The organism is Oceanicaulis sp. UBA6590 (assembly GCF_002433705.1).
Classification (GTDB): Bacteria; Pseudomonadota; Alphaproteobacteria; order Caulobacterales; family Maricaulaceae; genus Oceanicaulis.
In genome coordinates this window covers 1-13,704 of record NZ_DJIQ01000020.1, presented here as the reverse complement: position 1 = coordinate 13,704, position 13,704 = coordinate 1, and the positions used below count along the sequence as shown (strand labels likewise).

The window sequence follows — 13,704 nt, the reverse complement described above, 5'->3', positions numbered from 1 at the left end:
AGCGTCCGGATAGGGCTCTTCACGCCCGGGGTCGGCTTGCCGCCCTCCATCGCCCGGCCGGCATCCAGCTGGGCCGCCAGCTCAGCTGCCTTGCGAGCCTTGAGTCGCGCCCCCAGCTGGCCCGTGATGGTCCACCAGACCGCCTTCAAGCCGCGACGGACAAAGCTCCGCGCGCCCGGGATTCGCGCCATGAGGGCGCGCAAGGGGGTGGTCGCTTTCCAGATCGAGCTTTGCTCGATGGCTCGCAGACGCAGGGCCTCGACTCGCAAGGCCTGCCGCTCGGCGTCCGCAGCGACATAATCCGCCTGGGTCCGCCGGAGCTCGTCTTCAAGAGCGGAGACCTGGTCCTGATAGGCGTGGACCGAGCTTTCGAGCGCCTTGAAGTCCTGGTTCAGGCTTTCATGGGCCCGACGCTCTTCCTGCAACGCCATGTCGAGCTGATCGGCCCGCTTCGAAGCGGCGGAGTGCGCGTTGCGCGCTTCATCGCGCTCGGCGGATAGGCGTTGCTGCTCGGCTTTGAGCACGTCGCGGGCTTCATCGCGCTCTTTGGACAGGCGCGCGCTTTCCGTCGCCAACGCGTCGCGGGCGCGATTGCGCTCTTCTGACAGTCGGGCGCGTTCGCTCTCCAAAGCCTGACGGGCTTCATCGCGTTCCTTGACGAGCCCGGCCTCGGTCGCTTTCTGGTCGTCTCGCGCCTTGTCACGTTCTCGCTCGATCTTCGTGAGCTGTTTCTGTCCCTCAGCGCGCACGCGAACCACGACGTCCCGGCTGTGCGCCGCACGATCGAGAATGTCCTGCTGCAAGGATGCGAGATCGCCAAGCGACTGGTTCGCCTGGGCTTTCACATGCAGCGCTTGCACGGCGGAAATGATGTCGCTGACATCGGCCGAGAACGCCGCCTCGGACTTGGACCGCGGTTCCTGAAGAAACGCGTCCACCTGCGCGGAGGCCTCCTCGGTCAGGGTGAGCGCCTCAAGCGACAACTCATGCTTGACCCGCTCCATCACGGAGCGCCAGTCCTCTCGCAAGGCCGCATAGCTCATCACGACGCCGCCATTCGCGACATGGGCCTCAAGCGCCTTCAGGCAGTACCACGCCCAGAGCAGCCCCGCCTCATCAGGGCTGAAACCGTCCCGATGAGCCAGCGATTGCGCCACTTCGGCCGCATCCCGATGAATGATCAGCTGGGCAGGCGCATAGCCGGCGCGCACGATCGCCTGCCGCCAGGTCGGCGCAAAAAGGGTGCAGCGCGGATCCTTGAGCGCGATCAGGTCATGGCCGGCGCCGAAGGCGTTACTGATCGTGTCAGCCGCGGTTTTGACAGCGGTGCGCGGCAGCGCGCCCGTCAGCGCCTCTTCCGGCAGATACGGCGCATCCCAGGCGGCCCTGGCCTTGGTCAGCCAGGCGTCGTTCAAAGCGACGACGGCCGAAGGCTCCCAATACCCCGACTTGTTATAGGCGTTCGCCTTGATCAGATCCTCGGGCAAATCCGCGCCCAGCAGATTGAGAATGCGCGTAAGGGCGGAGGTTCCGGAGCGATGCATGCCCAGAACCATGATTGCAGTCGCCGTCTTGTCCGTCATGTGTCCCGCCAAGCCTGATCCTGAGCCTCTGTGTAGCCCTTAAACGGTCGGCGCCGTCAAGGCGTGAAGTGTGCGCCGCGTTGCGCCCTGAGGGAAAAATGCTAAACAACACACCTTCTCTCATGCGATTGCTCAATCAGGCTGAATCTTGATGTCCACGCCTCCGCCCCGGCCCGTTTTCATCATAGGCGCGCCGCGCTCGGGGACTTCGGTGATGACCTGGGCTCTGGGCCAGCATCCGAACATTCAGCCCATGCCGGAAACCGCCTGGATCGCAGCGGAAACCGTCGCCAGCCTGCAGAGCTTCCGTCTGGGCTCTGAACGCGGCGAGTTCTCTCACCTCTCCAATGTCCGCTTCCCGTTTGACCGGTTTCTGGAGCACAAGGGCGACGCCATCAACGCCATTGTCCATGAGGCCTTCTCGCGACGCCTGATCGACAAATACGGAGAGCCAGGCGCTCCCTCCAGCGCACAGATCGCCGATCCGGACTTCCTGCATATCCGGCTGGATCCGTCCCATCCCAAGGCCCGATGGGTGGATGGCGCGCCCATCAACACCTTCTACACCTGGGCGCTGGCGCACATGTTTCCCGACGCGCAGTTCCTGTTTCACCTGCGCGCGCCGCACGGGGTCATCGCCTCGCTCGAGAAATTCGATGTCGCCGGCGGCGAAGCCACCGCCCGGGACGCGGCGCTGTCCATCTGGATCAACCATGTCCGCGCGGCCTGGAATACAGAGAAAGCGTTTGGCGCAGAGCGGGTCCTGCGCGTTGACTTCGACCGTCTGCAGACTGAACCAATTGCGCTGATGGAGGATATCTACCGCTTTCTGGGAGAGCCGCAGAGTGAGGACAGCACCGCTTTCCTCAATCGCCGACTGAACTCCTCGGGCACGCATGACACTGATATTCGCGGCGAACTCGACGCGCTTGAACACTGGACAGACGCCTGCGCCCTGCATGATGCGATCCTGGCTGAGCCCCGCCCAGAGGGAGAGGATCCCGACGCCATGACGGCTCTGAAAAAGCTGTTTGAAGACCTGTCGGCCAACAGGCCGCTCCTGGGCGGCGCCTGATGAGCCGGCCTCCCGCCATTACCGTGATCATCGTCGCCTACAATAGCGGCGCTTACCTTCAGCCCTGTGTGGATGCGCTGTCCAGGCAGAGTTTCGAGGACTTTGAAGCGGTCATTGTCGACAACGCCTCAACCGATGGCGCTGTGGAGGCGCTTTCATTGCCGGACGACCGGTTCAGGGTCGACCGCCCCGGAGAAAATCTGGGTTTCGCCGGCGCGAACAACCGCGTGGCCCGGGCCGTCACGTCACCCTGGATCGCCCTGCTCAACCCGGACACGCGGGTTGCACCTGACTGGCTTGAAGCCTTGATGCGCGGCCATGAGGCCTGGCCGGACTGTCCGGCGTTCGGCTCGACCCAGCTGCGTCTTGATGAGCCTGACATTCTCGACGGCGCAGGGGATGTCTGGTTTGCTGGCGGAGTCGCCTGGCGGGCGCTTGAAGGCCGACCGGTTCAGGACAACCCGCCCGATGGGGAAACCTTCGCTCCCTGTGGCGCCGCCGCCTTCTATGACCGGGCGCGCTTTGTCGAGCTGGGCGGGTTCGACGAACGCTTCTTCTGCTATTGCGAGGATGTGGACTATGGCTACCGGGTGCGCCTGACCGGTCAGGTCTGCATCCAGCTGACCGACGCCGTCGTCTATCATGCCGGGTCGGGGACAACCGGGCGGCATTCCGAATTCACGCTGTTTCACGGCCACCGCAACCGGATCTGGGTGTTCTTCAAGAACACACCGGCGATCCTGCTGCCATTACTGGTTCCGGTCCATCTGGCCGTTAACGCCTACCTCTATCTGCGCGCGGACGGCGAGCGGCGCGCCTATCTCAAACGCGCCTATCGGGCCGCCTGGGACGGCCTTGGCGCGGTGATGGCGCAACGCCGAAGCCTGTCGCGCCTTCGGACAGGGTCCATTCGCGCCCTGATGCGGGCCATGATCTGGTCGCCGCGTCTGGTCACCCGCCGCGGAGTGAAACTTGACCGGAGCGGCGCACGCGCCACCAGCAAGGGCTGAAGAGTGACCGGTGCGTGCTGGACCGTTCAATCGTCACGCCAGCCATGCTAGAGCTTGAACCCGTGATGACGCCAGTCTGGACGACCATGAATCCACGCGCCGGATATACGCTGATAGAAGTGCTGATCATGCTTGCGGTGACGGCGATCCTGGCGGCGACGGTGCTCGAGACGGTTCGGGCGTCAACATCGAACGGGCTCAGGATCGAGGCCGCCGCGCGCACTGCTTCCCAGGACTATATCACATTGGCCAGCGCGCGCCGTGCAGTCGAAGCCAGCGTCCCGGACTATTCCAATCAGGCCCATACCTTCAGAGGGGATGAAACCCGCTTTTCAGCGTTGACGAGCACGCCGATCACCCTCGCGAACGCGAGCTTGCAGCCCTATGCGCTCAGCCTGGTGAATGAACCGGGCAGGGTCAGCCTGGTCTATGAGGACCAGGGCGGTCGCTTCCTGGTCCAGTCCTGGCCGGGCGGACAGGGACGCTGGTCCTACCTGGTTGAAGAGCAGGATGCCCGCACAGGCTTCGTACGGCGGCTGGGCGAGCCGCGCGAGCGGCGCTGGGTTCAGGACTGGCCGGCGCCAGCCGCCCTGAACCGACCGTCCGCCTCCTCCTATTTTCAGCCCTTGCCGCTCGCCATACGCGCCGAGATCGACCTGGCGGACGATCAGCGGCGTGTGATTGTCTTCCAGATGCCTGTCACCGCCGCCCCGCGACCGCGGATCGAAGACCTTTTGGGGTCGGTGTCACAATGACGCTCAGATCCGGATACGCTCTGCCCCTCACCCTGGCCGCCATCATCGTGATCGCGCTCGTCGCCGCCATGGCGGCGGAGCAGGTGCGCAGTTCGACGCGAACGGTGACCGAGCTCGTTGATCAGATGCGTGATCGCACCGAGATGGTGTCTGCGGAACAGACGCTGATCTACACCTTGCTCACCGAACCCATGGTCATGGAGGGCGTCGCCCTGGGCGGACAGTCCGACATGACCAGCCTGGTGCTGGGACAATCGGGGCCGCGCAATGCAAGCGACCTGATCCGCGCCAACGGACAGGCCTATCGCTTTGGCGCCGAGGGTGTGATCGCCCGGCTCTATGACGACCAGTCCTTCCTGAACGCCGCCAGCGCCGACCCGGCCAATCTCACGGACATTCTCGATCTTTATGGCGTGCCGAGGATGCAGCATGCGCGCATGATCGCGGCCCTGCGCGACTATCAGGATGAGGATGATCTGCGGACTCTGGGCGGTGCTGAAGCGGCGGATTACGATCAGCCCGGACTGCCCACCAACGAGCCCTTGCGAAGCGCGCTCGAGCTTTGCTCGGTCATGTACTGGACCGAGAGCGCCGTGTGTGAAGACACGGGACGCCTCCTCCTGACCCTGCGGACGCGCTCCTCCGATCGGGTCGCGCCCGGCCTTGTATCAGAAGCCCTGCTCTCCTTGATGTCGCCGGAGGCCGATCGTGAGGATGTGCGCGAAACCTTCCTCTTATTCGCAGATGGCCAGCTCACCCGTTTCGATCAGATCGATCAGGGACGCTTCGATCAGGTTCGCGACCCCCTGAGCACCCTGACCGCGCCCGGCCCCTTCCTGACGCTGGTCACCCAGACACCGGACGCAACCATAACCCGGCGCACAGTGATCGAACTCACCCCCAACAGCCTCATCTCGCCCTTTGTGCTTCACAGCAAGTACGCTATTGGGGGTGACTATTCGCAAAATATCTTGCGTATCGAGAGTATTGACGATGTCGCGCCGCTTCCACAAACGCCCTCACTCGCAACTGAGCGCTAAAGATGGCGTTCTGCGTCGCGGCGGCCGACTTGAGCGTCTGGCGTTCGGAGAACGGCTGATCATCAGCCGCGCCCTCTGTCACTTCGAAACCATGCCCAACCCGCCCGGCGGCCAGAGTCTGAGACGCTACGAGGCGGCCAAGCTCAGCGCCAAGGCGCGCACGCCGATTGCGGATCCGGCTTTCCATTTCGACTGGGGGCAGGACCGCATCGGAATCTGGAGTTGGCCCCGAAGCCTCACGCAGACGCTGACGGACTTTGAGGGTGAAATCCTTCCCGAAACGGTGCTGCACCCTCCCCTGCAGTCGGGCGCTCGTCTGGTGTCGGCAACCGAGGGTTATGAGGGTCAGGTCTGGCGCGACAACCAGCTCGTCGCCAGCCGGTGGTGGCCGTCACGGCCCACTGCGTCGGACTGGTCAGGCTTCCTGCGCGCCACGCGCACCCCGGACACGGGCGAAGGCGTCCCCGAACCGGTTGAGCCCCGGCTTCTGGACAAGCCCGCCAACCCCCAACCCTATACCGCGCTCCTGGACCGGATCCGGGCGATCAGCCTGCGCGACATCGCCGCCCTGGCGCTTGTCACGCTGGCCGTGCCGGGGCTCTACCTGCTGGGGCAATGGGTCCAGTTGAGCCAGGCTCAATCGTCTGTCTCCGCTGAACTGGACGAGCTCTCGCAACAAACCGCTGAAATCAGCGCCGCCCGGCAATCCGCCCAGCAGGCCGCGAATGAACTGGCGATCTATGCTGACGTCCTGAACCGGCGTCATCCGGCTGCATTGCTGGCGAGCGTCAGCGAAGAACTGGCCCGGTTTTCCATCCGGCTGGACGCCTTTGAACAGACCGAGGACAGCGTCACCCTCACCCTTCACGCCAGCGATGATTTCGCGCCTGAGTCTCTGGTCCGGGCAATGGAAAGCAATCCGCTGATGAACAGCGTCAGCCTGGAGCCAGGACGCGGGGCCGGCGAGTGGATGCTGAGCGCTCAGCTGGAGGCCGGACAATGAGCCGAAACGCCCTGATGGCTGACTGGAAAGCCCAGCTGAAAGAACAGGCGACCCCGAGAGCCATCGCCGGACTGGCGGCGCTGGTCGCCATTCTCGCGATCTGGGCGCTCGGCGAACTGAGCGCCTCCGTCACCTCACTCCGGCAGGAAGTGGAGGAGCTTGAGCGCGCACGCCGTCTTGAACTGAGCCTGCTCAACGATCAGGGCTGGCTGGATCAGGCCGGTGACATCCAGCAACGGCTGGACCAGACCCAGAACAGTTTCTGGACGGGCGCCACGAACGGCATCGTCGCCGCACAACTGCAAGGCGCCGTTGAGCGAGCCGCCCGAAACGCCGGTCTGAGCCGAATTCGCGTGAATGTCACAGGGACGCCTGAGCCCCTGGGCGACCAGGCGAGCCTTTTTGAAATCTCCATTACCGCACGCGATGGCGAAGGTCAGTTCCTGGCGTTTTTCCAGGAGCTGGGACGCACTGAGCATCAGATTGTCATCACCCGGTTCAACTGGCGGCGCAGCAATGGCGCGCTGGACATGCGACTGCAAGCGCCCGCGCAGGTCGCCGTGCAGGAGGACGCTTCATGACCTCACGGTTCCGTCTGCTCCTCGCCAGCCTCGCCGCACTGCTCGCCCTCGCGGCGGGATTGCTGACCGGGCTCGCCAATCCCGAAGCGCCGCCGTCGGGACGGCGCAACGGCCTGATCAATCCCCAACTGGCAGGCTCCGAGGACATCGACCGGTATGTGCAAGCCGTCTTCGCCTCCAACCTCTTCCCGGAAGTGGAGTTGAGAACGGTTGATGGCGCAAACACCGCCTCGACAGACGGTCCGCAGACCGTGGATGAACTGGAACAATCCCTGCGCGACCCCTCTTTGTCCGCCTTTGTTAAACGGGAAGACGCATGGCGCATCATTCTCTATGGTGTCGGCGAGGGGGCGCAGACGCGCGAGATCGGGGATCAGCTGTCGGACGGCTGGGTCATTCAGAACATTGATTCGACATCGGTCCTTCTGATCAAGGGCGAGCAATCTCGCCGTATCGAAGTTTTCAAGGCGGAGCCTGAGACACAATGAACGCTCTTCGTATTTCACTGGCCTGCGCCACGGCGCTGTTCACTGTGAGCTGCGCGACGCAATCGGGCCCGAACCGGCCGCAATGGCTGACCCTGCCGGACACGCTGACCAACGCTGATGCGCAAAGCGAGTCATCCGCAGACGCGCCTGGCGCAGACGAGATCATCGCCCCCATTCAGGACGGCCCGACGGTCGTGCGCAATACGGTGCCCAGCCTGCGCAACACCCGGGCAGGATCGCAATCGGGCGATCCCGATCAGCCTGCGCTGCCCGATACGCTGATCAACGTCACCCTGCCGCCGCAACCGCTCCCCGCCTTCATCAATACGGTTTTCGGCGACATCCTGGAGCAGCCCTTCAGCCTGGGGCCGAATGTCGGCGAGCGAACGGAAGTCATCTCGCTGAGAAGCGTCAATGACATGCCGGCGGAGACCTTCCTCACCCTGGTCGAACAGGCGCTGCAGGATTACGGCCTTGGCGTCACCTATAATGGCGGCCTGTTCCGCATCATCGAACTGGCCGAGCTGCGCGCCCAGATGCCGCGCTTCATTCGCGCCCGCGCGCACAGCAATGTGCCGTCCGATCTGCGTCCTGTCGTCCAGTTCGTCGAGCTTCAGGCCATCGACGCAGCAGACATGGAACAGATCCTGGAACAGGCCTTTCCGGACCGGGACGTGCTGACGGTGAACTCGAACCGGAACCTGAACACGGTCACATTGAGCGGGCTCGCGGATGATGTGAATGCAGCCATGTCGATCATCCAGCAGATGGATGAGCTGCGCTTCGCCGGCACTCAGGTGGTGACTGTAAGCCTGCGCAACTGGGAAGCGCTGGAGCTGGCGACCTCCATGGGCCAGATCCTGACCCTTGAAGGCTATATCGTCGGCGTCGGCGTGAACGCGCCGCGCTCTCTGACCTTGCTGCCGCTGAACTTCACCAACCAGATCATGATCTTCTCCTCCTCGCGGGAGCTGGCCGACCACGCCCTGGCGCTGGCGATCCGGCTGGATCGTGAAGCATATAACGCTGAAGTGCGCAGTGCGCACGTCTACCAGGCGCAGAACACGGAAGCCTCGGCTCTGGCGGATATTGTTGCAGGGGTCATGGGCGTTTCCAGCACCGCGGCGGGCGGCGCGGGGCGCGCCTCCGGCGAAGGCAATGGCGAGTCCGGCTCTTCAGAACAGAGCAGCCCGGTCCGCAATTACGAAAACATCACGGTCGATGAACAGGGCAACCGGGTCATCTTCTTCGGCACCCAGTCCGAGTATGATCAGTTCGTGAATCTGGCGCGTCAGCTCGACACTCCGGTGCCCGAAGTGATGATCGAGGTCACGATTGCGGAAGTCACGCTGACCGATGATTCCTCCTACGGTCTCGACATCCTGTTTGATTCCAACCTTGCGCCCCGTTTCCGGGCCGACCTCTCCAGCACGGGAAGTTTCTCGGGGACGGTTGAAACCGGACAGGTCACCCTGTCCGGATCCGCCAGCTCGGGAAGCAACCAGATCAACGTGCTCTCCACCCCGCGCATCGTGGCGCGTTCGGGCACCGAGGCGACTGTCCAGGTCGGCACGGATGTTCCGATCATCACCTCGCAGCGGGCCGCCAGCACCCAGTCCGGCGGCTCCACGGATGTGCTTCAGACCGTCCAGTACCGCAGCACAGGCGTGCTCTTGAGCGTGACCCCGCGTGTCTATAGCGGCAATCGGATCGATCTCGAGATCGCACAGGAAACCAGCGCGGCCGAAGCCAACAACGACTCCTCGATTTCCAGCCCGCTGATTTCCACCCGGACCCTGAACTCCCAGCTCTCCCTGCAGGACGGACAGACCGCTGTGCTTGGCGGTCTGATCGAGAACCGTTTCACCCGCGGCAATAACGGCATTCCGCTGATCAAGGACGTCCCGATCCTGGGCACGCCGTTCCGTTCGGAAACGCTGAATGCAACGCGGACCATGCTGGTGGTTCTGGTGACGCCTTTCGTTCTGGACACCCGCAATGATCGTCAGCAGGTCGTCGACACCCTGGTCCGGGCCCTGAACGAGGGCTTCCATAACCAGACCCGTCCGAACGGCACGCTGATGCCGCCGAATGAGCCCTTCCAGATCCGGGCCGCCGGCGGCGCCGATGCATCGAGTGCAGTCGCCGATCAGGACTAGCATCGGCATGAGCGCCCTACCCGCTCTGGTTTTCTCGGCTGGCCTTCTGGCGAGTCTGAGCGTGCTGTGGGTTGACCATGTCGTCAGCCTGCAACAGTCAGGACGCTCCTCCCCGCTCAGTCTCGTTCTGGCGGGCGGGCTCGGCGTCGCCATTGCGAGTGTCGCCCAGCTCACGCTGCATGATCTGGTGCTGACCGGGGCTGCCCTGGCCACGGCGACCGCCCTCATGGTAGCGGTCAGCACAGACCTGCGCTTCGGCCAACTCGCCGATTTGACCAGTCTTGTGATTGCGGTGAGCGCGCTGATCGCCGCGCCCCGGCTGACCGTCGGGCTTGGTTACGCCGAGATGATCATATCCGCGGTGACAGCAGCGGCTATTCTTGCGCTCGCAGGCCTGTACGGGCGGATAAGACGGGGAGAAATGGGTCTGGGGGCGGGAGACATCATCCTGGCCGGCGCCCTCGGTCTGTGGTGTCCGATCGTGACTGCCGCGCTCGGCGTCGCCTTTGGCGCGGGCCTGACGCTGATCGCAGGTCTGTTTCTGAAGGCTGGATCAGGAGCGCGTCTGCCGTTCGGCCCAGGACTCGCTGCTGGTTTCATCCTCGCCTATGTCCTAGAACGCCTGACATGACTGAGATCCGCACGCGGCCTGGCTTTTCGGTGATGGAGACCCTTGTCGCGGTCGCCCTTCTGGCGATTGCGATTCTTCCGCTCTACGCCTTTCAGCAGACCCTGGCTGACACCGCCGCCCGCCTTCAGACGGCTTCCGCCCTGCTGGATGCCCAGGAAAGCGCCCTGGCCGTCCTTCAGACCATAGACCCGATCGCGGAGCCCCAGGGCGAGATGGATCTGGGAGAGTGGCGCCTGAGCTGGGAAAGCCGCGAACTGGTCTCGGAACAACCTGCAGACGGCTATCTTGGCTCGAGCATCTGGGGTGTCGGGCTTTATGAAATCAACGCCACGCTTGAACGCGGCGAGACCCGGCATGAAATGAACTTCAGGCGCGTCGCCTGGGTGCAAGTCGTCGAGCCTGCACGCTTCTAGAGGGTGGCGCGATCAATGGCGCAATCGCCTTGCGCGACCTGCAGGTCCCAATTGCGTCCATCAGGACCCTCAATGCTGATGCGTCCAGGCGTGCAATAGCCGCTGGCGGCAAGCCGGAGCCCCTCGTCGACAATCACGCGCCAGCCGTCGGGCGCGTGCTCTGACAGTCGCGAGGAAATGGCGTCGGCGTCAAATGATTGGCTCTGGATGAAAGCGTCCGCGCGAATTGCGCCGAACTCGGTGACGAGGCTCCGCACGACCTGCCGGGCCTGCTGGCCTGCGATCATCCGCGAGATGGACGGAGCGCTGAGCGTGGCGGCGACGCCCAGAATCGCGACCACGATCAGGACTTCCATGAGAGAATAGCCCGCCCGGGCGCGGCGCAAGGCGCGTCCAGACCCGCGCATCATGACCTAAAGACCGATATCGGCGTCGTTCCCGGATCCGCCTTCCTGACCATCGGCGCCATAGGAGAACACCTGACCGCGATCAGAGCCGCCGCCCACGCGGTATTGATAGGGGCGTCCCCAGGGATCATCCGGCAGTCCGCCATCAAGATACGGGCCCGACCACATTCCAGACACCGAGTCTGTTGGCGTCTGCAGCAGGGCGAGACCCTCCTCCTGGGTCGGATACCGCCCGATATCGAGCCGCATCGTGTCCAGCGAAGTCTCGATCATCCGGATCTGGGTCTGCGCCGCCGTGACCTTGGATCGATCAAGCTGACCGAGCAAACGTGGCCCGACGAGCGTCGCCAGGACAGCAATGATGGCGACCGCGATCAGAACTTCCATCAGCGAATACCCCGCACGCGTATGGGGTTTGTAGCCACGGACAAGACGGATCATGCGCACACCTCTTGCAGGTCTGGGAAAGGCGAGGACGGCATCCCCTCGCCGAGTGCGTCAGTCATACCACTCGCCCGACAGGCATTCAAAGGCGCAAGTGCGGTTTGATCGGTTCCCGTGCGAGCAAGGCGCTGATATAGCTCTTGAACCTGAAGGAGCCGCTCATGACCCGTCATCTGTCCGCTACTGACGCCAACGCCCTCAAGGCTGGCGACGACCACTACCGCGCTTATGTGGGGCCGCCCGGCCGGTATGGCCTTCTGGGTTTGTTGCAGATGAACCTGCTGACCGCTCTCGGGCTTGAGGAAACCGACACGGTCCTCGATTTCGGCTGCGGTTCCTTGCGCCTTGGACGGTGCCTGATTCCGTTCCTGCTGCGCGGAAAATATTTCGGCATCGAGCCGCATGACTGGCTGATCCAGGACGGGTTCACACATGAAACCGGCGGCCAGCTGCGTACGCTGAAGGCGCCATTGTTCTCCAACGACGCCAATTTCGACTGCACCGTGTTCAACACTCGCTTCGACTTCATCATGGCGCAGTCGATCATCACCCATTCGGGCCCGGAGGAGACGGCGAAACTCATCAAGACCGCCGGCGAGGCCTTGAAGGAGGACGGCCTATTCCTGTTCAGCTTCATTCTGGGCGAGGATGACGCGCCGCTGCCCCAGGCCGCCTGGACCTATCCGGACAATGTGCCCTACCCCAAACCCTGGCTGGATCAGAAGTGCGCCGAAAGCGGACTGACGTTGAAACTGATCAACTGGCACCATCCGGGCGCGAAATGGGCCGCCATCGCCCGTAATCCCAAACGACTGGAAGCAATAAGCGACGAGCTGGGGCTGGCTGGAAAGCCGATCCCGCGCTGGCGCGCCTGACCGGGGCCAGGGGCCCTAGATGGCGATGTCGTAAATGCTCGTCATGGCCAGCACGAGACTGATCACGATCGTGCCGACAATCGAGGCGATGAACAGGATGGCGAGCGGTTCGGCCAGTGACGTCAGCCGCTTGGCGCGATTGCGCGATTCCTCTTCATAGATATCGGCCACGAAGAGCAGCATTTCATCCAGGCTCGCAGACGCGCGTCCCGTCCGGACCAGATTGATTGTCATGGAATCAAAACCCGCATGGGTCTTGAGCGCGGCGTCGATCGGCTCGCCAGACCGTATGGCGCGCCGCGCTTCAACAAGGCCTTGCTTGCGCCGGGCGGAGGTCACGGCGGATTCCGCCAGCACAAGCGCATCGACCAGCGGCGCTCCACCGGAAAGGGCCGTGCCGCACGTCCGCGCCCATCGCGCCACTTCAGACGCGGTCAGGAAGCTGCCGACCACAGGCATGCGGTGCATCAGCTCGGAAACGCTCCGGCGGACAGACGGATTGCGCGACAGGGCGAACCCCACGGCGATGGCTCCCGCCACAAACAGGCCGGACTGCACCAGATGCGTGCTCAGGAACACGCCGGTCTCGATCACCCAGCGCGACAGGGCCGGCAATGCGCTCCGGTCATCCCCCAGAAGATTGGCGAATCGCGGGACCACGAACAGGAAGATGAAGATGATGGCCAGAACGCCGGCCACCGCAAGAAACGCCGGATAGGATAGCGCGTTGCGGATCTCTGAGGCGGCCTTGAGATCATGCTCCATCTGGGCGGCGATATCGGCCAGCGCCTTGGGCAGCTGCCCTGTCGCCTCACCCAGCTCCACAAGCCGGGGCGCATAGTCGGGCAGATCCGGGAAGCCCTTGCGCATGGCAAGGGACAATTGCGTTCCGGATCGCAGATCCTGGCGCACGGCCAGAGCCTGTTCGGCCAGGTCCTGGCAGGGCTCGTCGGCGCTGAGCGAATCAAAGGCGTCCAGAAGCGGGGTGCCGGCCTTGAGCAACACCGACAGCTGCCGCATGAACCGAAACCGGTCCTGGGGACGGGCTTTCCTGCGATCATACTTGCGGGGCTCCAGCCCGGCTTCGGTCAGCCTGAACGGGGAGATCCGCTGTCCCTCAAGCTGGCGCAGCGCCTCCACCTCGTCCGCAGCCGTCAGCCGACCATCCACCTCGGCGCCGTCCGCATTCAGCCCGCGATAGACATAGGTGGGCATGATCAGTCCTGCCCGGTTTCGCGAA

15 protein-coding genes are annotated in these 13,704 nt (G+C 63.8%); 11 read left to right on the top strand and 4 right to left on the bottom strand.

Annotated features, from left to right (window positions below; genetic code table 11):
- Positions 1-1,583: sulfotransferase family protein (locus B2Z70_RS03770; RefSeq protein WP_292981165.1), on the bottom strand; the 1,583-nt coding region annotated here is incomplete at its 3' end.
- Between the two features lie 151 nt (positions 1,584-1,734).
- Between B2Z70_RS03770 and B2Z70_RS03765 the strand changes: the two genes are divergently transcribed.
- The 10 genes from B2Z70_RS03765 to B2Z70_RS03720 are packed head-to-tail and all read left to right on the top strand — an operon-like array spanning position 1,735 to position 10,738.
- Positions 1,735-2,658, top strand: coding sequence for a sulfotransferase family protein (locus B2Z70_RS03765; protein WP_292981162.1), 924 nt, complete (start codon positions 1,735-1,737; stop codon positions 2,656-2,658).
- The gene (locus B2Z70_RS03760; RefSeq protein WP_292981159.1) at positions 2,658-3,668 is read left to right on the top strand and encodes a glycosyltransferase family 2 protein; all 1,011 of its coding nucleotides are present in this window, start codon (positions 2,658-2,660) and stop codon (positions 3,666-3,668) included. Before B2Z70_RS03765 ends, B2Z70_RS03760 begins: the two co-directional genes overlap by 1 nt.
- A gap of 14 nt (positions 3,669-3,682) precedes the next feature.
- Complete coding sequence (locus B2Z70_RS03755; RefSeq protein WP_292981156.1) at positions 3,683-4,423, top strand: type II secretion system protein; 741 nt, start codon at positions 3,683-3,685, stop codon at positions 4,421-4,423.
- Positions 4,420-5,463: a type II secretion system protein GspK gene (locus B2Z70_RS03750; RefSeq protein ID WP_292981153.1), complete on the top strand. Its 1,044-nt coding sequence runs from the start codon at positions 4,420-4,422 to the stop codon at positions 5,461-5,463. Before B2Z70_RS03755 ends, B2Z70_RS03750 begins: the two co-directional genes overlap by 4 nt.
- Positions 5,417-6,466 (top strand): hypothetical protein, encoded by a 1,050-nt coding sequence (locus B2Z70_RS03745; RefSeq protein WP_292981150.1) that lies wholly within the window; start codon positions 5,417-5,419, stop codon positions 6,464-6,466. The genes B2Z70_RS03750 and B2Z70_RS03745 overlap by 47 nt, the downstream gene beginning before the upstream one ends.
- Positions 6,463-7,047, top strand: a complete 585-nt coding sequence (locus tag B2Z70_RS03740) for a hypothetical protein (protein ID WP_292981147.1) — start codon at positions 6,463-6,465, stop codon at positions 7,045-7,047. The genes B2Z70_RS03745 and B2Z70_RS03740 overlap by 4 nt, the downstream gene beginning before the upstream one ends.
- A complete protein-coding gene (locus tag B2Z70_RS03735) occupies positions 7,044-7,535 on the top strand; it encodes a hypothetical protein (protein ID WP_292981144.1) in 492 nt (163 codons plus the stop codon). The genes B2Z70_RS03740 and B2Z70_RS03735 overlap by 4 nt, the downstream gene beginning before the upstream one ends.
- Complete coding sequence (locus tag B2Z70_RS03730; RefSeq protein WP_292981141.1) at positions 7,532-9,694, top strand: secretin GspD/PilQ domain-containing protein; 2,163 nt, start codon at positions 7,532-7,534, stop codon at positions 9,692-9,694. Before B2Z70_RS03735 ends, B2Z70_RS03730 begins: the two co-directional genes overlap by 4 nt.
- Before the next feature lie 7 nt (positions 9,695-9,701).
- The gene (locus B2Z70_RS03725) at positions 9,702-10,325 is read left to right on the top strand and encodes a prepilin peptidase (RefSeq protein ID WP_292981137.1); all 624 of its coding nucleotides are present in this window, start codon (positions 9,702-9,704) and stop codon (positions 10,323-10,325) included.
- Positions 10,322-10,738, top strand: coding sequence for a type IV pilus modification PilV family protein (locus tag B2Z70_RS03720; RefSeq protein WP_292981134.1), 417 nt, complete (start codon positions 10,322-10,324; stop codon positions 10,736-10,738). Before B2Z70_RS03725 ends, B2Z70_RS03720 begins: the two co-directional genes overlap by 4 nt.
- On the opposite strand, the gene B2Z70_RS03715 is transcribed toward B2Z70_RS03720, so the two are convergent.
- Positions 10,735-11,148, bottom strand: coding sequence for a pilus assembly FimT family protein (locus B2Z70_RS03715; protein WP_292981131.1), 414 nt, complete (start codon positions 11,146-11,148; stop codon positions 10,735-10,737). The two genes, B2Z70_RS03720 and B2Z70_RS03715, sit on opposite strands and share 4 nt — an antisense overlap.
- A 3-nt stretch (positions 11,149-11,151) precedes the next feature.
- Positions 11,152-11,586 (bottom strand): type II secretion system major pseudopilin GspG, encoded by a 435-nt coding sequence (gene gspG / locus B2Z70_RS03710; protein WP_292981128.1) that lies wholly within the window; start codon positions 11,584-11,586, stop codon positions 11,152-11,154.
- Between the two features lie 164 nt (positions 11,587-11,750).
- On the opposite strand from gspG, the gene B2Z70_RS03705 reads away from it, so the two are divergent.
- On the top strand, positions 11,751-12,464 hold the full coding sequence (locus B2Z70_RS03705; protein ID WP_292981125.1) for a methyltransferase domain-containing protein: 714 nt from the start codon (positions 11,751-11,753) through the stop codon (positions 12,462-12,464).
- Positions 12,465-12,479: 15 nt separating this feature from the next.
- Here the strand turns inward: B2Z70_RS03705 and B2Z70_RS03700 are convergent.
- The coding region (locus B2Z70_RS03700; protein WP_292981122.1) for a type II secretion system F family protein at positions 12,480-13,704 on the bottom strand (1,225 nt) is incomplete at its 5' end.